Genomic DNA, 17,976 nt, shown 5'->3' with positions numbered 1-17,976 from the left:
GGTCCGCCCCGGCTCCACCGCAGGGCGGCGCCGGATCAGAGCCGGTCGAGGATCTTCCGCAGGGCGGTGACCTCGGCGGACTGGCTCCGTACGACGTCATCGGCGAGCGACTTGGCCATGACGTTGCGGCCGTTCTTCTGCTCGTCCTTCGCCATGGCGACGGCGCCGTCGTGATGGGCGATCATCAGCTCGGCGAACGTGCGGTCGAAGTCCCGGCCCTTGGCGGCGGCCAGGTCCTTCATGTCCTGGTCGGACATCATCCCGGCCATGCCGTGTCCGCCACCGGAACCGCCGTGACCGGCCGACTCGGGCTTGCCCCAGCCCTTCAGCCAGGCCCTCATCTTCTGGATCTCCGGGTCCTGGGCCTGTTCGATCGCGGTGACCAGCTTCTTGACCTCCGGGTCCTGGGCCCGGCCCTCGGCGAGCTTCGCCATCTCCAGGGCCTGCTCGTGGTGGGGGATCATCATCTGCGCGAACATGACGTCCGCGTCGTTGAAGGCGCCGGGGGCGGCGGCGGTGGCGCTGGGGGACCCGGAGGCGGAGGCGGACGTACCGCTGGGGTCCGAGCCGCAGGCGGAGAGAAGGAGCCCGGCTGCGACGGCGGCGCCGACGAGGGTGGACGTGCGGGTGGTGCGACGGGTGAAGGCATGCATGAGCGTGGTACCTCGTGTGATGTTCGTACGTACGGAAAAGGGCAGGCCGAAGGCGTCCACGGGCAGCGCGAAGCGCCCGCGGCGGCGGAACGGCCTAGATCCGCAGGACGGACAGTCGGGCGAGGTCGGGAGGGCGTGGCGGGGGCGCGTGCGGACCCAGCGCGGGCGCGAGCCGGGCGAGGAGGAGGGCGAGCCAGTGGGGACGGCGCCGCAGTGCGGCCCGCACGAGCCCCGCGAGCAGCAGGCCGGCGAGGACGGCCACGCACAGGGTGGTCATGTCCATCCCGGTGCCGGGTTCGTGCGGGGAATCGGAACTCCCGCCACCGGGAGCGCCAGGGGGGCGGTGGGCATCACGGGCGTCACGGGCGTCATGGGCGTCGTGCGCGGAGGCGTTGAAGGCGGGGGCGTTCGTCTCCCCACCCCGACCCCCGCTCCGGCCCCCGCTCCCGCCGGAACCCTCGGGATGGCCGACGGAGTGCATCAGGAACACACCGAGCGCGAGCACGACGACGAGCAGAAGGTGCGCAAGGGCGCCTTCCGCTCGTCTGCCGCGTTCTGCTCGATGGTTACGCACAGCCAGGACCTCCTGACGGAGCAATATACCGCCCAGGGGTATCAGCTCCGCGTCAGGGCGGCCGCGTCAGGGCGGCGGTCTCAGGACGGCGGTGTCTCGCCGGCCATGGCTGCGGCCATCCGCAGATGCGGCGCGGCCTCGTCCGCGCGTCCGAGGCGTTCCAGCGTGCGGCCGAGCATCAGCCGGGCGTAGTGCTCGACAGGGTCGCGCTCCAGGACGGCCCGCAGTTCGGTCTCGGCCCGGGAGAGCTGGGCGGAGTGGTAGTAGGCCCGGGCGAGGAGGAGCCGCTGGGCCGTCTGCTCCGGGTGCTCGGCGACCAGGCCGCGCAAGATGCGGACGGCGGTTCCGTACTCCTTCGCGTCGAAGAAGAACCGCGCGCGGTCCCAGCGCTCCCCGGCCGTTCCGAACTCGTAGTACGTGTCGCTCACTTGCTCTCCCCTTCCGGAGCCCTGGATCTGCCACCCTGTGGGGTGGCCGACCAGGTCAACAAGACAAGGTAGTTGAGCATTCCACTACAATCGGCCTCGTCTCCCCGGGAGGCGCCACGCACCCCGGAACCCGGACAGGAATAGGTTGAGCGACATGAGCAATCTTGATCGTCAGGCCACGCTGACCGCGTGCGGCGGCCGCGGCTTCGTCGTCGCCGAGCCGGTACGGGAACTCCTCAGTCCCCGGCGCGTCCGGCTCGGAGAGTCGACCGAGGTTCGTCGCCTGCTTCCCAACCTGGGCCGGCGGATGGTCGGAGCCTGGGCCTTCGTCGACCACTACGGCCCCGACGACATCGCCGACGAACCGGGGATGCAGGTCCCGCCGCATCCGCACATGGGGCTCCAGACCGTCAGCTGGCTCCATGAGGGCGAGGTCCTGCACCGGGACTCCACCGGCAGTCTCCAGACCATCCGGCCGCGCGAACTGGGCCTGATGACCTCGGGACGGGCCATCTCCCACTCGGAGGAGAGCCCCAAGGAGCACGCCCGCCTTCTGCACGGGGCCCAGCTCTGGGTCGCCCTCCCCGACGCCCACCGTCACGTGGAGCCGCACTTCCAGCACCACGCCGACCTGCCCCGGGTCACGGCCCCGGGCCTCACGGCCACGGTGATCCTCGGCGCACTCGACGGGGCCGCCTCGCCGGGCACCACGTACACCCCGCTGGTCGGAGCCGACCTCGCCCTCACGGCCGGCACGGAGACGAGTCTTCCCCTGGACCCCGACTTCGAGTACGCGGTCCTGGCGATGTCCGGCGAGGCCCACGTCGACGGCGTCCCGGTCCTCCCCGGCTCGATGCTCTACCTCGGCTGCGGCCGCACCGAACTCCCCCTCCGCGCGGCCTCGGACGCCGGCCTGATGCTCCTCGGCGGCGAGCCGTTCGAGGAGGAGATCGTCATGTGGTGGAACTTCGTGGGCCGCACGGACGAGGAGATCCGCGAGGCCCGCGAGCAGTGGACGCGGGGCGACCGCTTCGGCGAGGTGAAGGGGTACGACGGCGACCGGCTGGAAGCCCCGGAGGTCCCCACCGCCCAGCTGAAGGCGCGGGGGAGGGTGCGCTGAGCTGGGGTTTTCCGTTGACCAGGGCGAGAGCGATGAGGAAAGCCACGGCGACCAGTCCCACGGGAAGCGTGACGAGCGCCGAAAGGTAGGCGCCGCCGAAGCCTCGGGCGAGTGCCGCGACCGAGACGATCTCCGCGGCGAGCATGCGGAATCCGGCGACGAAGCCGACGACCGGACCGAACGCCCGTGTGGCGTAGTGGGAAGCTCCGCCCACCCTGGGGTGCTTCGTCGCCGGCTCGGCGTAGGAGGCGGCGGTCAGCAGAGCCAACAGGAGGGCGACGACGAGCGGCACCCACACGGCGCCGCCCGCATCAGCGGCGACCTGGCCGACCAAGACGTAGACGCCGGCGCCGAGGACGTCTCCCCAAGATGAAGAAAGAGAGCAGGGGAGTGGTGAGGGCTCGTGGAAGAGAAGCCTCCGTCACGGCCATCGGGGGTGCGGCTCTACTTGTCGACATGTCGACTCATATCCCTTGGGTAGCTGGAAGCACACCCTCCCACCAGCACGTCACTCTTCAAGCGGTACACCGTCCGGGAGCCGGGAGGCGCGATCCGCGTGGAGGAGGCACCGTTTCGTCGTGGACACCCGCCTCTGCGCGAGGGGCTCAGGGTCTGGGGTCGATGCGGTGCCACCGAGGGCGGGCATCGCTGCCGCGACGCCCGGCGACGGAGGCGCAGCGCGGACACTGGCGCTGGACGCGATCCGCCGCACCGCCGGACTCCGGGAAGGTGTCCGTCCAGGTGATGTGCGGGAAGCGTCCGAGCTGAGAGCGGCTGAGGGAGAGACCGCACACGGTCTGGTTCATGCCGGGCTCCCAGGCATGCACCTCTCCGGCGGGCAGGCGGCGCCTGCCTTCCTCCTCGTCCGTCCACTGCCCGGAAGCGGCGACGGCGTACTGCCTGGCGCGTGCCATGGCGTACCTCCCGTTGCTCGGTCAGTCGAACGGGTGCCCGATCTGTTGACGTCGAAGCGTTCCCCCTTTGAATGAGCACGATTCCGGCTCGCTCCGCCCACCGATGTTCCGCTGACACCCTTGGTTGTGCGGGCATCGCCCGTGGGTCGGGGGGTGTGCGACGGATAGGGAGGAGAGCTGCGCGAGCCGGCCGCCGAAGCAGTGGAGGCGGTCGACTCCACGGCACAGGACGCGGCCCAGACCACCAAGGATCAGGCCTCGAGCGCCGGACAGGACCTCGCGCAGGGGCTACGCGAGGTGGGCCAGGACGCCACCGATGAGCTGGGCGAGCAGATGCGCCGCCCAGGACGACCGCATACGTGACGCTCCCGTCAGCGGCGGATTCGACGCAGCGTCGGGGAACCGGAACAGCTCCGGCCCACCCCTCGTGTTCGGGGTGGGCCGGCCTTGTTGTCCGGCGTGGTGGGGCGTGGGATGTCCCGCCCTGTTCTTCCCTCTGAGGGCCTGACCTGACGCAGCGTTCTCGGCAGGGCGGAATTGGTCGCTGGTATCGGGGCACGTGCTCATGCATGCAGGCAATCCGAACGTTTGTCATGAGTACGGCGCACGGCAGGTCGCCCGGACTGAGGGCCGGCCCGTCGCACCGGCGGGCCGAGGGAAGGCACCGGCGCCCTGGACGGCGCTGGGGGAGGTGGCATCGTCGGCTCATGGCCTATCGCGACATCGAACTGCTGCCCTCTCCCGCACCGGAGGGGGCGGGGCAGGACTGTTTGCTGCTGGTACACATCCGCAAGGTGGTCGGGCGGGTGACCTATCAGGCCTGCGGACGCTGCGGCGAGGGCGTGATCACCCATGTGGACCTCGACGAATCCTTCCGCGACAGCGGGCTGGGGACCAGAGCTCTTTCGCATCTGCGCTCCCGGTATCCCGGCGTCACCTGGCGCACCACGGTCGACCGTCGCCTCACTCGTGATCTGCTGCGGCGGATGCGTGTCCGCGAGGCGTCCGCCGGGGGGAACTGCCCCCACGGGTTGCCCGCCGACGTTGCCCATGCCGGAGGTTGAGCAGGGGCGGCCTGCTCGGGGGCGGAACGGGGACGGAGTCCTGCGCTGGGCCGGTGCGGCCGTTGTATGGAGTCGGCGTCAGGTGGACACCCGGTGGCGGTCCGTGTGCCGCGCGGTGCGGGAGCCCGGTGAGAAGCGGGACGGGCTGCTGCTGCAAGTCAAAGGAGCCGCTGCCGCCGCGGCCGCTTGGTGGGTGTCGGCGTGGCTGCTGCCGTTGACGGTCACGGCTTTCGCCACGTTCACCGCATTGCTGGCGTTGCAGTCCACGGTCTACCGGTCCCTGTGGGACTCGGCGCAGTACCTGGCTGCCATGGCGCTGGGGACCGCGGGTGCGGCGGCCTTCGGCAGCACGGTCGGCGTTCATGCCTGGAGCGTGGGGGTGCTCACCTTCATCGGCCTGATAGGAGCACGGCTTCAGCTTCTGGGCCGCCAGGGAGCCCAGGTCCCTGTGGTAGCCCTGTTCGCCTTCGCGGGCGGCGGTGGCGAAATCGACTACATCGGAGACCTGGTGGCGGCTGCGGCCATCGGCGTGTGCTGTGGATTGGCTGCTCATTTCGCCGTTGCTCCCTCGCCCCACCCGGACACGGCTCAGGACGTGACCCAAGACCTGGCCGCTCGTGCCCAGAGGCTTCTGAGGGCCCTGGCCCGCACGGCGGAAGGACGAACGGACGAGGGGGACTCGCCGGGGGACTGGGCCGGCCGGTGCGACGAGCTGGCCGCCCGAGCGGTGCGGGTACGCGCGGCTGTGGACAAGGAGCAGGAGAACACCAGGCTCAACCCCCGCCGCCCGTGGAGCAGCGCCGAGGAATCGCTGCAGCGCTGTCATGAGGCGATCAGCATGATCGAGCGCCTCGCTACACATATCCGGTCCATCGCCCGCGCCCTGGCCCACGCCCAACGTGCCCCGGCGGCGGACAAGGTCCCGGCTATCTACGCGGAGCTGCTGCACGGTGCCGCCGCCGCACTGGAGTGTCTCGATCCGCCCCGGGGCCCGGAGGATGCCGACAGGCTTCGCGACTGCGTCGAGGATGCCAGACGCCGCTACCAGGACGCGACGGCGGTGGTGCGGAAGGGCCGGCTTGATGCTCCTGGCGAGTGGCCGGTCTACGGCACGGCACTCACCGAGGCCATCCGCATCCTGGACGAGATCAACTGCCCCAGACGGTAGGACGTCACCGGCAAGGCCCTCGGGCGAACTGCCAGGTGAGTGACGTAAGACGGAGGAGTGGCAAGTGAAAGGTTTCCGCAGTTTCATCCTGCGTGGCAATGTCGTCGACCTGGCGGTCGGCATCGTCATCGGCGCAGCCTTCACAGCCGTGGTGAACGGCTTCGTACGGGCATTCTTGACCCCACTGGTCGGACTGGCCTCCGGGGCCACCGGCGACCTCGGCCGCAAGGCGTTCACCGTCGGAGGGACAGACTTCGCCTACGGGGCGTTCATCAACGCCACGATCAGCTTCGTCCTCGTCGCCGTCGCCCTGTACTTTCTCGTGGTGCTGCCGGTGAACAAGCTGCACGAGCGCTTCGCCCCCAACCACGACGTCCAGGCACCCAAGCGCGAATGCCCCGAATGCCTCAGCCCCGTACCCACGCAGGCACGCCGCTGCGCATCCTGCACCAGCACGCTCCCGACCCTGCCCGCACAGACCGCGGCAACCAGGACCGGTGCGTGACAGCAGCGTCTCAAGGTTCGGAGCCGTAGCCACCCGTCGCGGCGGAAGAGCCTGCGGAGCGGGATGCACGCGCCGACCATCACGGCGATGGCCACTGGTCACCGCGGGGCAGCGCGGCAGCTTTGACGTCCGACATGGCGATTCAGGCGACGGTCGCCCTTCTGGCCACCGGACGGCATGCCGGCCGTCCGGCCTCCTGATGTGACCCTGCGTCAGCCTCCTGGGGTCCGGACCGAGGGCGGATCAGAGCTGGAACTCGGAGGGAGACAACCCCAGCGCTGTGCAGGCATCCTGGATGATCATTTGCTCGGCCTGGGAGAAGTCGCCGTCGGCCCCGGCGATGACGATGCCGGTCTGGATCACCGCCCTCGCTTCGGTCGGCTTTTTGGCGGTCTTGGCGATGTCCTGCATCGCCTCGGCCTTTCCCTGCTGGAAGTTGTGAGTCAGCTGGTCGACATGCTTGTTGAAGCGCTGGCGCAACTGCTCCGGCGGGAAGTTCTGCAGCACCTCGTTGTTGAGGATCATCGACTCGACGTGCTGCCGCTCGGCCGGATCCACATGCCCGTCCGCGGCCGCGACCAGCGCGCACATCGCCATGCTCGCGTCCCGGTACGCGCCGCTCTTCAGCTCGGTCTTGAGGGAGCCGAGCTGCGCCTTCAGTGCGCTCACCAGCTGGGCGCGTGCACCACCGCCGGACCCTGCGGCGCGGCTCGGCCCGTGGGTTGCACCGCCCCCGCGCTGGGCCTGCTGCAGATTCTTGGCCTGGTCCTTGAGTCGGTCCCACATAGCCATTGAGGCCACCTCGGTATTCCTCTGAGTCATCGGTCGAGATCCCGCTCGCGCGTTCACCTGACCAACGGCTGCCTCCAGGCAAAGGTTCCGCAAAATGAGCTGGCCCATCCCCTGCGGGCTTCAAGGCAGTAGGGGATCACTGTCGTTTCCTGGGAACCGCTGCCAGGTCGACTCCACCGAGAGTCCGACCGCGACGGATGTGGAGCTGCCGTGCGTGTGGTGATCGCCGACGACAACGCCCTGCTGCGGTACGGCCTGGGGACTGTTCACCTCGGCGGGTCACGGGGCTGTGGCCAGCGTCGGACCGAGCCCGAGATCGTGCCCGTGCCGCTTGCCCGCCGCCCGGACGTGGCTGTGCTGGATGTCCGAATGCGCCCGGTTTTCGCGACGAGGGCTGCGCGCGGCGCTCGGGGTGAAGAAGGTCATCGAGCCCGCCGCCGAGGTCTCCCAACCCGCCGACGGGTTCCCGCCCGCCGGTGTGCCCCCGTCCGTCTCTGTCCGAGCAGCCGTCAGGCTCGGGTGAGTGCGACGGGACGAGGCGCCCTCGCGAACCGCCGCCCTGCGTTCCGCCTTCCCACTCCAGACGGAACACGTACAGGAGGGGGGTTGTAGGCCGTGGTACTTCCCACGGGCGTACCCGGCGGTCGCGTCACCTCGACTCAGCCGCTGGTGCCCGCGCATTCGCACCCAGAAGTGGCCCGGATCGACCGCTCGTCACCCCGCCGATGGCCGAACGTCGCTCCTACGGCAACCGTGTCGGCCGGACGCTTCGAGCCCTTGCCGCGGTTCGTACGGCTGGGGTTCCCGTCAGGTGTCCTGGCGGCCCCGCAGTTCCTCCACGGCCGCCCGGGCCGCGGCCCCGATCACCGCGTCGGCGCGCGGGAGCTTGCTGTCGGACCGGGCAGCCTGGGTGAAGACGACGGCCGTGTAGGCGCTGCCGTCAGCGAGTTCGACGACGCCCGCCTCATGACGCAGTGCACCGTAGGTGCCGGTCTTCCCGTAGACGGTGACGTCGTCGTAGGGGAATCCGGAGCCGAGTCGGTGTGTCCACGGCTGTTGGCGCATCACCTTCCGCATGAACGCGCAGCGGTCGTCGGAGGCGGCCTGACCGGTCCAGATCGCTCGCAGGAGCCGTGCCATGTCCGCCGGTGTGGAGGAGGCCTTGAACGCGGGGTCGTACACGCCCGGTGGGACGGCGGTGTTGTTGCTCGCCACGTGCGCCAGAGCCGCGTCCAGCGAGCGGGTTCCTGTCTCGGCGATCAGCCGGTTGAACGTGTTGACGACGCCCCCGTGGATATGGGTGTCGGGCATGCCCAGGTCGCGGCACACTGCGTCGACGACGTCCGGGCCGACCGCTTGGAGAACGGCGTCGGCCGAGGTGTTGTCGGAGATGGTCATCATCAGCACCACCATGTCGCGCAGCGACATGGTGACGGCGTCGTGCAGGACGGAGATGCCGGTCGGGCCGGGTACGCGCTCGTCGGGCTCCAGTGTCAGTCTGCGACGCGGGTCGATCAGGCCCGCGTCCGCAAGCCGGCAGAAGGCGACCATCACAGGCACCTTGTAGACCGAGCCCATGGGCAGCTGTTCGTCGGCGTCGATGGTCACCTGGGCCGACGGACGGTGTAGATCTGCCACGTGCAGCCAGCCGCGGACGCCCGCGTCGTCGAACATGCTGCGGATGCCGCGTTCCACGCCGCTGCCGCGGCGCGCCGCGCTCACGGTGTCACCGTCCGGGTCAGCGCGTCCTCCAGCAGTTGCGCTGTCCTGGCCGTCTCCTCCGCCCCCGGCCGACGCGGGTCCCAGGTCACTCGCAGGCGTAGGGGAAGCGGTGGGTCCGTCGCCGTTCGCCGCTCGACGCCGGAGGCCGCGAGCGCGTCGTCCGCTGTGACGAGGACTGCCTGACCTGCCGCGACGAGTGCGAGTGCGGCACGCTCATCGGAGACCACCACGGTTTCCACCCGTCGGCCGCGGCTGGCCAGGGTGTCGATGAACAGGTCGTGGGCCGCGGGGGCTTCGGCGCGGGGACGTACGGCCACGGGCAGGCGTGACGCCGGTGCGTCACGTGCCTCCCCCCGATCGGCGGGGGCGAGGATCCAGGTCGGCAGAAGGATCACACGGCCGGCGGCGAGACCGTGCAGTACGGAGGGATGCCGGATCACGGCGATGTCCAGCCGCCCGGCAGCGACGTCGCTGAGCAGCGCGGCTGTCGACGCCGTCACCATGCCGATCCGCGTCCGTTCGCCTGCCCGGACCGGCGCTGCTGCCACGTCGGCCGCGAGGGTCGTGGGCACTTCGGGAGCCAGCCCGAGCCGCAGCCGACGTCCGTCGGCCTGTTCGCGGGCCCCGGTCTCACGGAGTTCTGCGAGCGCGGCCAGTGCCCTGCGGGCGTGCGGAAGCAGCTGGTTTCCCTCCTCGGTGAGGGACACTCCTCTGTCGCGATCGAACAGACGTACACCGAGCAGGGTCTCCAGTCGGCGCAGGCCCTGTGACAGAGGCGGCTGGGTGATGCCGACCCGCTGGGCCGCGGCCCCGAAATGTTCCTCCTCCGCCAGTGCGATGAAGATTTCCAGATGCCGTTCCGTCAGCACTCGGTACCTCCTGGCGTGCACTGATACGACTTCCGAATCATGCGGATGCCGAGATCGTATTCGACATGCGGTCAGCCGCGGGCTTGACTCCTGGCCGGGGGGCCGGCTCCGCCGGTTTCGGGAGGGCCGCCATCGGGCCGCTGTCGAGCCCGTACACCCCGCCGACGCCGGAGCCGTCTCCGGCAGGTCGATCAGATGCGAACCGCCCCATTCGAAACGGAGATCACCTTGACGCGTACCCACAGCCGGAACGGTGCCGCCTCCCACGCGAGGACTCGGCGTGTGCGGCGACCGCTGGTCATCATCGTGTCCCTTCTCGTGCTGGCGGGAGGCGGGTATACCGCCTTCGGCCTCTGGGGCGGCGACGGGAAAGAAGACGCGGACGTGGCGTCCGCCCGCGAGCCCTTCGCCGCGTTCCTCGCCGCGTGGGCCCGGCACGACGCGCGGAAGGCGGGGGGTTACACCGACACCCCTGACGACGCCGCGTCGCTCCTCACATCGGTCCTGACCAACCTCAAGCCCTCCAAGACCACCATCGTCGGAGGCGAGGGCCTGAAGAAGGGTGAAGGGGAAGTGCACTTCCCCTTCACGGTGACCATGGCGGTACCGGGCGCGGGAGATGTCACCTGGCGCTCCGGTGCACAGGTGATCGACACGTCAGGGACGTGGAAGGTCGAGTTCACTTCGCCGGTGATCCATCCGGAGCTGAAACCGGGGCAGACCCTTGCGCTCAAGAGCGGCAACGAGAGGGCGAAGGTGCTCGACGCCCAGGGGGATCCGCTCCGTGCGGAGAGCCTCGTCGGCACCGTCGACCCCGTCAGCGGCAAGGGGACGTCCGGTCTGGAGGCCCGCTACGACGACATCCTGTCCGGGGGCACAAAGGCGAGCAAATCCGTGGTGGTCGCGGACCGGCAGAGCGGGCACGCCGTCAAGGACCTCACCGCTGCCGAGCCGGCCCGAGGCCGCCCGGTGCGCACCACCGTCGACCCACGCGTCCAGGAGGCGGCGGCCGACGCTCTGACCGGGGTCGAGGTCAATGCGGCCATCGTCGCCATAGACCCGCGCAACGGTCACATCCTCGCCGCCGCCAACCGGCCCGGTGGTTTCAACCGCGCCCTCGAAGGCCGCTATCCGCCCGGTTCCGTCTTCAAGGTCGTCACGGCGGCGGCCCTTCTGGAGGGCGGCATGAACCCCGGGGACCCCGCCGCCTGCCCGAAGTTCGCGAGTGTCGACGGACAGCGCTTCGAGAACCAGAAGCAGTTCGAACTCCCCACCGGTTCGACCTTCGCGGACGTCTTCGCCCAGTCCTGCAACACGTACTTCGTCAACGCCCGCGACCGGCTCTCCGACACCGACCTGCGGGACGCGGCGCAGGGGTTCGGCATAGGAGGCAGCTGGGACGTGGGCACGACCACCTATGACGGCAGCGTTCCCGTCACCACGACCGACAACGACAAGGCCGCCGCCACCATCGGCCAGGCACGCGTCCAGGCGTCACCGCTGGTGATGGCATCCGTCGCGGCCACCGTCAAGAGCGGGACGTTCAACCAGCCAGTCCTGGTGCCGGACGCGGTGAAGAAGAAATACCGGGCACCGGCGGCGCTGGACGCCGAGGTCGCAGGCAGGCTGCGCGAGATGATGCGTACCACCGTGACCTCCGGTTCCGCTCACGCGCTGAAGGGCCTGCACGGTCGCCCCCACGCGAAGACCGGAACCGCTGAATTCGGCAGCGAAAACCCGCCGCGCACCCACGCCTGGATGATCGGGTACCAGGGCGACTCAGACCTCGCGTGGGCCGTACTCCTCGAAGACGGCGGTTCCGGTGGCGCCGACGCGGGCCCGGTCGCGGCGCGCTTCCTGCGCAACCTGACCCCTTGAGCAGGGATCAGCCTGTCCGAGCGACCGCTTCAGAAAGGAACGCCCGCACCTCATGCACCTCCGCACTCATGTCTCCCGTCGTGCCGCCCTCGCCATGCTCGCCGGGGCCGCGGCCCTGCCGATCTCCGGGTGCACCATCCCTCCAGACGGCGCCTCCCCGAGGACATCCGGTCCGAGCCCCACCACCTCGAAGCCCTCCACTTCGGCACCGCCTGCCGATTCCCGTACGGCGCGGGCGTTCGGCGAACTGGAGCGGACGTTCGACGCCCGGCTGGGCGTCTACGCACTCGACACGGGTAGCGGCCGGACCGTGACCCACCGACCCGACGAACGCTTCGCCTACGCCTCCACCTGCAAGGCACTGCTCGCCGGCGCCGTACTCAGCAGGAACTCCCTGCGGCAGATCGACCGGCTCGTGCGCTACGGCCGTGACGATCTCATCAGCAACTCGCCGATCACCGAGCGGCACATCGCCACCGGACTGACCCTGCGTGAGCTGTGCGACGCCGCCGTCCGCTACAGCGACAACGCCGCGGCCAATCTCCTCTTCCGTGAACTCGGCGGCCCCCAGGGACTCCAGGACGCCCTGCGCTCCCTTGGTGACAACGTCACCCGCTGCGACCGCTACGAGATCGCGCTCAGCGACGCGGTCCCCGGCGACCTCCGCGACACGAGCACGCCCCGCGCCCTCGCCGAGGATCTGCGCACATACGTCCTCGGCACCGCCCTCCCGACGGACAAGCGGGCCGTACTGACCGACTGGCTCAAGCGCAACACGACCGGTGACCACACCATCCGCGCCGGCACTCCTGACGGCTGGCAGGTCGGAGACAAGACCGGCTCCGGCGGCTATGGCACCCGCAACGACATCGCCATCATCTGGCCACCCGACGCCGCTCCCATCGCCCTGGCCGTCCTCTCCCGCCGCGACACCGAAGACGCCAAACGCGACGACGCCCTGATCGCCCGCGCCACCGAGGTCGCCCTTCGTGCGGTTGCCCGAGCGATGTCCCCGTGAACGATCTCCCGGTCTCCGTCAGCTACGACGACGGCGCCACCTGGAGCGGTGTCACCGTGCCGGAACCGGACGCGATGCTCTCGTCCGCGGCGCCGGCCGGAAGGGCGGTCGGGGCCTCTGCACTGAGGCCGATGACGGTGGCGGCGGCGAAGGCGATGCCCGTCCGCAGACTGCGGCAGCCTTCCCGTAGCGCCTGGGACCGGGGTTGAGCCGCCGCGTGGTCCTCCTGCCTTCGCGGTGCGTGAGGGCCCGGGGCGGGCGGTTATGTGCGGATCGAGGGCCGGCATGTCTTCGGCCGGCCGAAGGTCCACGGTTCCTCTGAAGTGAACGAAGCATGGATGCCTGGACCCGGCGGACCGCGACGGCCTCGACCGACACGGGCACGGCGGCGTACCGGAGTGGGCGCCGGAACGGCTCCGCAGCCTGGGATCAGTCGCCGGCCGGCAACAATCGCACTCCACCGGCCCGCACGACGACAAGCCTGCCGTCTTCGAGAGCGATTCGACCACCAGCAGCCAGGAAGAGGGGGCTCGCCGGCTCGAAGGCGTACCCGGCGTCGGTTTCGAGGTCCTTGACCAGTACCAACCGCGAGGTCGGCGTGGCTCCGCCAGCTACCAGGCGCATGCCGAGAGGGTCCCACGCGCCTGAGATCACCGGCCCCGTTCAGCGGCTGACCAACGCCCCGGACGTTGAAGACCAAGCCAGCCCCCACACCCCCTACCAGGGCCGCGCCCGCGACACCCCCCGCCGCGCACGGCCCCCTACCCATGCCGGCCCCCGGGCATGGGAACGGCGTGACGGGGCACGCGTTCGCCAGAGGGTGACACGAAGGAGTTGTTCGTACGTGACTGAGAACGCATGGAATTACCGGCCGTCCTTCAACTACGCCGTCGGCACGGACCTCACCGGCTACAGGGTGGAGGCGCTCGACGGGAGCATCGGCAAGGTCGACAAGCACTCCGAAGAGGTCGACGACGCCTACATCGTGGTCGACACCGGTGTATGGATCTTCGGCAAGGAGGTCCTCCTGCCCGCGAACACGATCTCCCGCATCGACGCGGAGGACAAGAGGATCCACCTGGACCTCAGCAGGGCACAGATCGAGAACGCCCCCGAGTTCCACCGCGAGAAGCACCTCGACGAGATCGCGTACCGCGACCAGGTGGCTGCGTACTACGGACACACCGGCGGGGCCGGCCCGCTGTAGGACAAGCCCCACCCCTCCCCTCCGGCAAGCCCGCCCCCTCCGCCCACAGGCAGGCACCGTGCGCACCCGCCCGGACCCCCGCACCCCGGTACGCCACCGGGGGAGCGGCCCACGCCAGGACGCGCAACCCGCCCCCGCCCTCCGGGACCGGCATCCAGGACGCGAAAAACGCGCCCCCGGCATCCCAGGACCGGCGTCGGCCCGGCTGCCACCGGCGGCCCCGCCCGGGCGGGGGTCAGCTCCCGTCCGTCAGACTCCGGTCGATGACACCGATGAGCCGTGCCCCCGCCCGGTCGGTCCCGCGCGACCCCCGCCTCGCCCCCGCCGAGGCCCTCTCCAGCCGCAGCCGCGCCGTACGCCCGTGCAGCGTCAGCGTCATCAACTGGTTGCCGAACCACGGCCCGCCGGTGCGCTCCCACCTGACCGCCGGCCTCGCGACCCGCCCGTGGCGGGCGAGGAGATGCCCGATCCCCTTCGCGAACCGGCTCCAGCCGAACCGGAACCCGACCCGCATGACCGCGGGCACCGAGTTGTGCAGCGGTGAGCAGGTGAACTGGAAGACACGGGAACGCGGCTGCCCCCCGGCAGACCAGACGGGCTCCGCCACATACCCGTGGTGCACGTCCCCTGACAGCACGCACACCGTCGCCGGCGCCGTCCCGGCCCTCCCCACCTCCGCGACCGTCTCCGTCAGCCTCTCGAACGACGACGTGAACGCCGCCCAGTGCTCCAGATCCGCCCGTCGGCGCAGCCACTCACCGAAGCGCGCCCACCGCGGGCCACGCTCGCCCCGGCACAGCGCCGCGTGCCAGCCCTCCGCGAAATGGACCATCGGGGGCAGCAGCCACGGCAACGAGGTCCCCACCAGCAGGTGGTCGACACCACCGGGGTCGTCGAACGCCTGCGTCCGCAGCCACGCCGCCTCCTCGGCGTCCAGCATCGCCCGGTCGTGCTCCTCCAGCACCCGCGCGGCCCGGGTGTCGACCATCAGCAGCCGGGTGCGGCCGAAGTCCCTGCGATAGCTCCAGCGCACCGTCGCCGGGTCGGCGTCGGCGCGTTCGGCGAACGCGCGCAGCACCTCCGTGCCGTCGTCGGCCGCCCGTACCGCCGCGTACAGCTCGTCCTCGGCGAGCTCGGCGGGGGAGAGGTTGCCCAGGTGCTGGTAGACCCAGTACGACATCAGCCCACCGGTGATCCGCTCGTGCCACCAGGGCGTCGCCCGCATCTCGGCCACCCAGGCGGCGCTGGTGTTCCAGTCGTCGATGACGTCGTGGTCGTCGAAGATCATGCAGCTGGGCACGGTCGACAGCAGCCAGCGCAGTTCGGGATCGCCCCAGGACTCGTCATAGAGGTGCGTGTACTCCTCGTAGTCGGCGACCTGGTCCGGCGGGGCGGCGGAACCGGTACCGGCGGCCCGCCGGTGCCGGGCGATCCACGCACGGGTGCCGGCCGACGTCTCGTCCGCGTACACCTGGTCACCGAGGAGGAGGAGAACGTCCGGACGCCCGTCCTCCGGGTCGGCGGCGAGCCGCGCGGAGAGGGTGTCCAGGACGTCGGGACCCACCGGATCGGGCTCGCCCACGGCAGGCGCCGCCCACCGGCACGAACCGAAGGCGACCACCGCGCCCGTCGCATGGACGGGCGGGGTACGGATGGTGCTGGGCGGCTGGGACGAGCCGGCGAGGGGCCACACCCGCTCGCCGTCCAGGAGCACCTCGTACTCCGTGACGGACCCGGGGGCGAGCCCGGTCACCACCACCAGCGCGTAGTGGTGACCGGCGACGAGGAACGTCGGAGTCGCACCCCCCGCGCCCCCCGGGCACCGGACCTCCGCCGTGCACGCCCGGTCGGCCTCGACCCACACCGTCGCGCTCGTGCCCGACTCCCAGTCCACGTGTCGCAGGAGCGGGCCCAGCCTCAGACCGGCCATCACGAGTCCCCTTCCAGCACTCCGCACGGTACGGAACGGCCGCTGTGCACAGTATTGAACGACGACGGAAACGGCGACCCAGCGCCCACCCGCCCTCTCCCGGACCGGGCCCCCAGCGCACAAGGACCGCCACGACCCGAGCGGCCCGCGCTCCGGCGTCACCCGGCAGGCCCCGCCGGCACGGTAGCCCGCCGAGGACGAGCGAGTCGTCCGCGGCGCCGGGGACACGCCGTGCTCAGATGGGCGGCGCAGCGAACGGCAGAGGAAAGGTTGCGGAGATGTCCGAGGACACCATGAGGGCGATGGCGTACGAGACCTACGGCGGGATCGAGGTGCTCCGCGAGACCCGGCTGCCGCTGCCGAAGGTCGCTCCCGGGGAGGTCCTCGTCAAGGTCCGGTGCGCCGCGGTCAACCCGGTCGACTGGAAGATCATGGCGGGCGGCCTCGACAGCCTGATGGACGTCGTCCACCCGGCGGTCCCCGGCTGGGACGTCAGCGGCACCGTCGAGAAGCTCGGCATCGACGTGCCCGAGTTCGCGGTCGGCGACGAGGTGATGGCCTACGCCCGCAAGGACTACGTGCACGGCGGCACCTTCGCGGAGTACGTCAGCGTGCCCGTACGCGCCCTCGCCGCCAAGCCCGCCTCGTTGAACTGGGCACAGGCCGCGGGACTGCCGCTGGCATGCCTGACCGCCCATCAGCTCCTCACGCGCCTGGGCACGACCGCCGACGACACCGTCCTCGTGCACGGCGCGGCCGGCGGCGTCGGGTCCTTCGGCGTCCAGCTCGCCCGGGCGCTGGGCGCGCGGGTCATCGGCACCGCCTCCCCGCGCAACCACGACCGGCTGCGCGGCTTCGGCTGCGAGCCCGTGACGTACGGGGAGGCGCTGGCCGAACGCGTCCGTGAACTGGCTCCGGACGGGGTCACCGTCGTCGCCGACTTCGTGGGCGGTGTCCTGGAGACCACCCTGGCCGTCCTGGCCGACGGCGGGCGGCACGCCTCGGTCGCCGACCACAGGGTGCTCGGCGCGGGCGGCCAGTGGATGTGGGTCAGGCCGTCCGGCGAGGATCTCGCGGCTCTGGGCCGACTCTCCGACGAGGGCCGACTCACGGTCGATGTCGCTGCGACCTTCCCGCTCTCCGGACTCGGAGCGGCCTTCGCCCTCAGCCAGGAAGGCCACACCGCGGGGAAGATCGTCATCGAGATCTGAAGCCGACCCCCGCCTGAAGCCGGTCCCCCCCCCACGCCCGACGTCAGCCTCCCCGGCTGTGGGCACTCTGCCCACCGGGATGGGACGTGCTCGCAGTCCTTGAAGTACGTGCCCGTTCCATGGGCGAGGGTCTTGGCCGCCATGACGGGCAACCCCTTCGAGACCCATGCTGACGGTTTGCTGACCGCCGATGGTTCGAAACGCCTCTGACCTGCGCTGATGCGGAACTGCCCGCCACCCCGCTGAAGCCGCGCGGACGAGTGCGCTGACCTCGGGAAACCCACTGCCTGTCCTGTGGTCGGGAGTACATGCGACGGCTTTGCTGAGGTGATGTGGGGCAAAGCCCGCGCGGACGCCGAGCTCGGCGTCCGCGCCTGGGCGGGTGCACCCTGGAGGCATGAGCATCGCTCCGATAGTCGTCCACCCCCCCTCGCCGACCGGCGGCCGCCGGGTTACGGTCCGCCAGGGCGGCATCCTCGGACTCGCCCACAGCGACCGGGACGTCGTCGAATTTCTCCGACGAGCCGGCCTGGAGGACGCCGAGGAGTTGCTCGATGATCCCCGCTGGGTGGAGTGGCGCGGAGTCAGGGCGCACGAGTACGAGGCCGCCTGAAACGCGGAGGGGGCGTGGCGTTCTCCACGTCGAGTGCGGTCGGCCACGTGGCCTCGGTGGGGATGCCCTGGTTCGCTGTCGAGCCCAACTGCAGGGAATCGCATGGCCAGTCGGAGATCGGGTGCTCGACCTGCCGGCGTGCGTCTAGCGGATCAACAAGGTGAGACCGTACCGGCGGTGGCCGGCGACCCTGACGCCCACCCGCAGCGGACCCCGGCGCCGGCCCTCCCGATCAGCTGGGAACCCATCGCCCAGCAGTACGACCAGATGATCAAGTATGCGAGCGGCCGCGATCCGGACACGCACCGTG

General features: G+C 70.7%; 19 protein-coding genes and 1 pseudogene. 10 read left to right on the top strand and 10 right to left on the bottom strand.

The window, feature by feature from the left end; all coding sequences use genetic code 11:
- Positions 1-35: 35 nt before the first annotated feature.
- The 3 genes from ACIRB7_RS13995 to ACIRB7_RS13985 all read right to left on the bottom strand — a co-directional run bounded on the left by ACIRB7_RS13995 (position 36) and on the right by ACIRB7_RS13985 (position 1,655).
- A complete protein-coding gene (locus ACIRB7_RS13995) occupies positions 36-653 on the bottom strand; it encodes a DUF305 domain-containing protein (protein WP_403597073.1) in 618 nt (205 codons plus the stop codon).
- A 94-nt stretch (positions 654-747) separates the two neighbouring features.
- Positions 748-930 carry a hypothetical protein gene (locus ACIRB7_RS13990; protein WP_403597070.1) on the bottom strand — a complete coding sequence of 61 codons (183 nt, stop codon included), beginning with the start codon at positions 928-930 and terminating at the stop codon, positions 748-750.
- A gap of 377 nt (positions 931-1,307) precedes the next feature.
- On the bottom strand, positions 1,308-1,655 hold the full coding sequence (locus ACIRB7_RS13985) for a tetratricopeptide repeat protein (protein ID WP_403597067.1): 348 nt from the start codon (positions 1,653-1,655) through the stop codon (positions 1,308-1,310).
- 154 nt (positions 1,656-1,809) lie between these two features.
- On the opposite strand from ACIRB7_RS13985, the gene ACIRB7_RS13980 reads away from it, so the two are divergent.
- A complete protein-coding gene (locus ACIRB7_RS13980) occupies positions 1,810-2,775 on the top strand; it encodes a pirin family protein (RefSeq protein ID WP_403597065.1) in 966 nt (321 codons plus the stop codon).
- 7 nt (positions 2,776-2,782) lie between these two features.
- On the opposite strand, the pseudogene ACIRB7_RS13975 reads toward ACIRB7_RS13980, so the two are convergent.
- Positions 2,783-3,233 (bottom strand): annotated as a pseudogene (locus tag ACIRB7_RS13975) (amino acid permease); the annotation flags it as partial.
- A gap of 147 nt (positions 3,234-3,380) precedes the next feature.
- A complete protein-coding gene (locus ACIRB7_RS13970) occupies positions 3,381-3,689 on the bottom strand; it encodes a hypothetical protein (protein ID WP_403597062.1) in 309 nt (102 codons plus the stop codon).
- 707 nt (positions 3,690-4,396) lie between these two features.
- On the opposite strand from ACIRB7_RS13970, the gene ACIRB7_RS13965 reads away from it, so the two are divergent.
- The 3 genes from ACIRB7_RS13965 (at position 4,397) to mscL (ending at position 6,426) form a co-directional block, all read left to right on the top strand.
- Positions 4,397-4,753 (top strand): N-acetyltransferase, encoded by a 357-nt coding sequence (locus ACIRB7_RS13965; RefSeq protein ID WP_403597059.1) that lies wholly within the window; start codon positions 4,397-4,399, stop codon positions 4,751-4,753.
- An 82-nt stretch (positions 4,754-4,835) separates the two neighbouring features.
- The gene (locus ACIRB7_RS13960) at positions 4,836-5,921 is read left to right on the top strand and encodes an aromatic acid exporter family protein (protein ID WP_403597056.1); all 1,086 of its coding nucleotides are present in this window, start codon (positions 4,836-4,838) and stop codon (positions 5,919-5,921) included.
- Positions 5,922-5,985: 64 nt separating this feature from the next.
- Positions 5,986-6,426 (top strand): large conductance mechanosensitive channel protein MscL, encoded by a 441-nt coding sequence (gene mscL, locus ACIRB7_RS13955; protein WP_403597054.1) that lies wholly within the window; start codon positions 5,986-5,988, stop codon positions 6,424-6,426.
- Positions 6,427-6,669: 243 nt separating this feature from the next.
- On the opposite strand, the gene ACIRB7_RS13950 is transcribed toward mscL, so the two are convergent.
- From ACIRB7_RS13950 to ACIRB7_RS13940, 3 genes are all read right to left on the bottom strand, one after another.
- Positions 6,670-7,218: a tellurite resistance TerB family protein gene (locus tag ACIRB7_RS13950; protein WP_403597051.1), complete on the bottom strand. Its 549-nt coding sequence runs from the start codon at positions 7,216-7,218 to the stop codon at positions 6,670-6,672.
- 807 nt (positions 7,219-8,025) lie between these two features.
- Entirely contained in the window at positions 8,026-8,940 is a 915-nt protein-coding gene (locus ACIRB7_RS13945) for a serine hydrolase (protein WP_403597048.1), read from the bottom strand.
- The gene (locus tag ACIRB7_RS13940; protein ID WP_403597046.1) at positions 8,937-9,809 is read right to left on the bottom strand and encodes a LysR family transcriptional regulator; all 873 of its coding nucleotides are present in this window, start codon (positions 9,807-9,809) and stop codon (positions 8,937-8,939) included. Before ACIRB7_RS13940 ends, ACIRB7_RS13945 begins: the two co-directional genes overlap by 4 nt.
- A gap of 195 nt (positions 9,810-10,004) precedes the next feature.
- On the opposite strand from ACIRB7_RS13940, the gene ACIRB7_RS13935 reads away from it, so the two are divergent.
- Genes ACIRB7_RS13935 through ACIRB7_RS13925 form a run of 3 tightly spaced genes read left to right on the top strand, consistent with a single transcriptional unit; the run spans position 10,005 to position 12,914 of the window.
- The gene (locus ACIRB7_RS13935) at positions 10,005-11,687 is read left to right on the top strand and encodes a penicillin-binding transpeptidase domain-containing protein (protein WP_403597044.1); all 1,683 of its coding nucleotides are present in this window, start codon (positions 10,005-10,007) and stop codon (positions 11,685-11,687) included.
- 52 nt (positions 11,688-11,739) lie between these two features.
- Positions 11,740-12,705 (top strand): class A beta-lactamase, encoded by a 966-nt coding sequence (gene bla / locus ACIRB7_RS13930; protein ID WP_403597041.1) that lies wholly within the window; start codon positions 11,740-11,742, stop codon positions 12,703-12,705.
- A complete protein-coding gene (locus tag ACIRB7_RS13925) occupies positions 12,702-12,914 on the top strand; it encodes a hypothetical protein (RefSeq protein ID WP_403597038.1) in 213 nt (70 codons plus the stop codon). Before bla ends, ACIRB7_RS13925 begins: the two co-directional genes overlap by 4 nt.
- Before the next feature lie 220 nt (positions 12,915-13,134).
- On the opposite strand, the gene ACIRB7_RS13920 is transcribed toward ACIRB7_RS13925, so the two are convergent.
- Complete coding sequence (locus ACIRB7_RS13920) at positions 13,135-13,329, bottom strand: hypothetical protein (RefSeq protein ID WP_403597036.1); 195 nt, start codon at positions 13,327-13,329, stop codon at positions 13,135-13,137.
- Positions 13,330-13,549: 220 nt separating this feature from the next.
- Between ACIRB7_RS13920 and ACIRB7_RS13915 the strand changes: the two genes are divergently transcribed.
- Positions 13,550-13,912 (top strand): PRC-barrel domain-containing protein, encoded by a 363-nt coding sequence (locus ACIRB7_RS13915; RefSeq protein WP_403597033.1) that lies wholly within the window; start codon positions 13,550-13,552, stop codon positions 13,910-13,912.
- A gap of 235 nt (positions 13,913-14,147) precedes the next feature.
- Here the strand turns inward: ACIRB7_RS13915 and ACIRB7_RS13910 are convergent, their stop codons facing one another.
- Positions 14,148-15,842 carry an alkaline phosphatase D family protein gene (locus ACIRB7_RS13910; protein WP_403597031.1) on the bottom strand — a complete coding sequence of 565 codons (1,695 nt, stop codon included), beginning with the start codon at positions 15,840-15,842 and terminating at the stop codon, positions 14,148-14,150.
- Positions 15,843-16,135: 293 nt separating this feature from the next.
- Between ACIRB7_RS13910 and ACIRB7_RS13905 the strand changes: the two genes are divergently transcribed.
- Together ACIRB7_RS13905 and ACIRB7_RS13900 are read left to right on the top strand one after the other, a co-directional pair.
- Positions 16,136-17,053, top strand: a complete 918-nt coding sequence (locus ACIRB7_RS13905) for an NADP-dependent oxidoreductase (RefSeq protein WP_403597694.1) — start codon at positions 16,136-16,138, stop codon at positions 17,051-17,053.
- 397 nt (positions 17,054-17,450) lie between these two features.
- Positions 17,451-17,666: a hypothetical protein gene (locus ACIRB7_RS13900; protein WP_318211914.1), complete on the top strand. Its 216-nt coding sequence runs from the start codon at positions 17,451-17,453 to the stop codon at positions 17,664-17,666.
- Positions 17,667-17,976 lie beyond the last annotated feature (310 nt).

Source organism: Streptomyces sp. NPDC093795, assembly GCF_044764665.1.
Lineage (GTDB): Bacteria > Actinomycetota > Actinomycetes > Streptomycetales > Streptomycetaceae > Streptomyces.
This window is presented reverse-complemented; position numbering and strand designations above follow the sequence as displayed.

What these genes read in the sequence shown, in the direction of transcription:
- ACIRB7_RS13910 (WP_403597031.1), bottom strand. Translation starts at nt 15,842, where the DNA reads ATGGCCGGTCTGAGGCTGGGCCCGCTCCTGCGACACGTGGACTGGGAG.
- ACIRB7_RS13995 (WP_403597073.1), bottom strand. Translation starts at nt 653, where the DNA reads ATGCATGCCTTCACCCGTCGCACCACCCGCACGTCCACCCTCGTCGGC.
- ACIRB7_RS13965 (WP_403597059.1), top strand. Translation starts at nt 4,397, where the DNA reads ATGGCCTATCGCGACATCGAACTGCTGCCCTCTCCCGCACCGGAGGGG.
- ACIRB7_RS13970 (WP_403597062.1), bottom strand. Translation starts at nt 3,689, where the DNA reads ATGGCACGCGCCAGGCAGTACGCCGTCGCCGCTTCCGGGCAGTGGACG.
- ACIRB7_RS13950 (WP_403597051.1), bottom strand. Translation starts at nt 7,218, where the DNA reads ATGGCTATGTGGGACCGACTCAAGGACCAGGCCAAGAATCTGCAGCAG.
- ACIRB7_RS13990 (WP_403597070.1), bottom strand. Translation starts at nt 930, where the DNA reads ATGACCACCCTGTGCGTGGCCGTCCTCGCCGGCCTGCTGCTCGCGGGG.
- ACIRB7_RS13980 (WP_403597065.1), top strand. Translation starts at nt 1,810, where the DNA reads ATGAGCAATCTTGATCGTCAGGCCACGCTGACCGCGTGCGGCGGCCGC.
- ACIRB7_RS13905 (WP_403597694.1), top strand. Translation starts at nt 16,136, where the DNA reads ATGAGGGCGATGGCGTACGAGACCTACGGCGGGATCGAGGTGCTCCGC.
- bla (WP_403597041.1), top strand. Translation starts at nt 11,740, where the DNA reads ATGCACCTCCGCACTCATGTCTCCCGTCGTGCCGCCCTCGCCATGCTC.
- ACIRB7_RS13900 (WP_318211914.1), top strand. Translation starts at nt 17,451, where the DNA reads ATGAGCATCGCTCCGATAGTCGTCCACCCCCCCTCGCCGACCGGCGGC.
- ACIRB7_RS13920 (WP_403597036.1), bottom strand. Translation starts at nt 13,329, where the DNA reads ATGCGCCTGGTAGCTGGCGGAGCCACGCCGACCTCGCGGTTGGTACTG.
- ACIRB7_RS13935 (WP_403597044.1), top strand. Translation starts at nt 10,005, where the DNA reads ATGCGAACCGCCCCATTCGAAACGGAGATCACCTTGACGCGTACCCAC.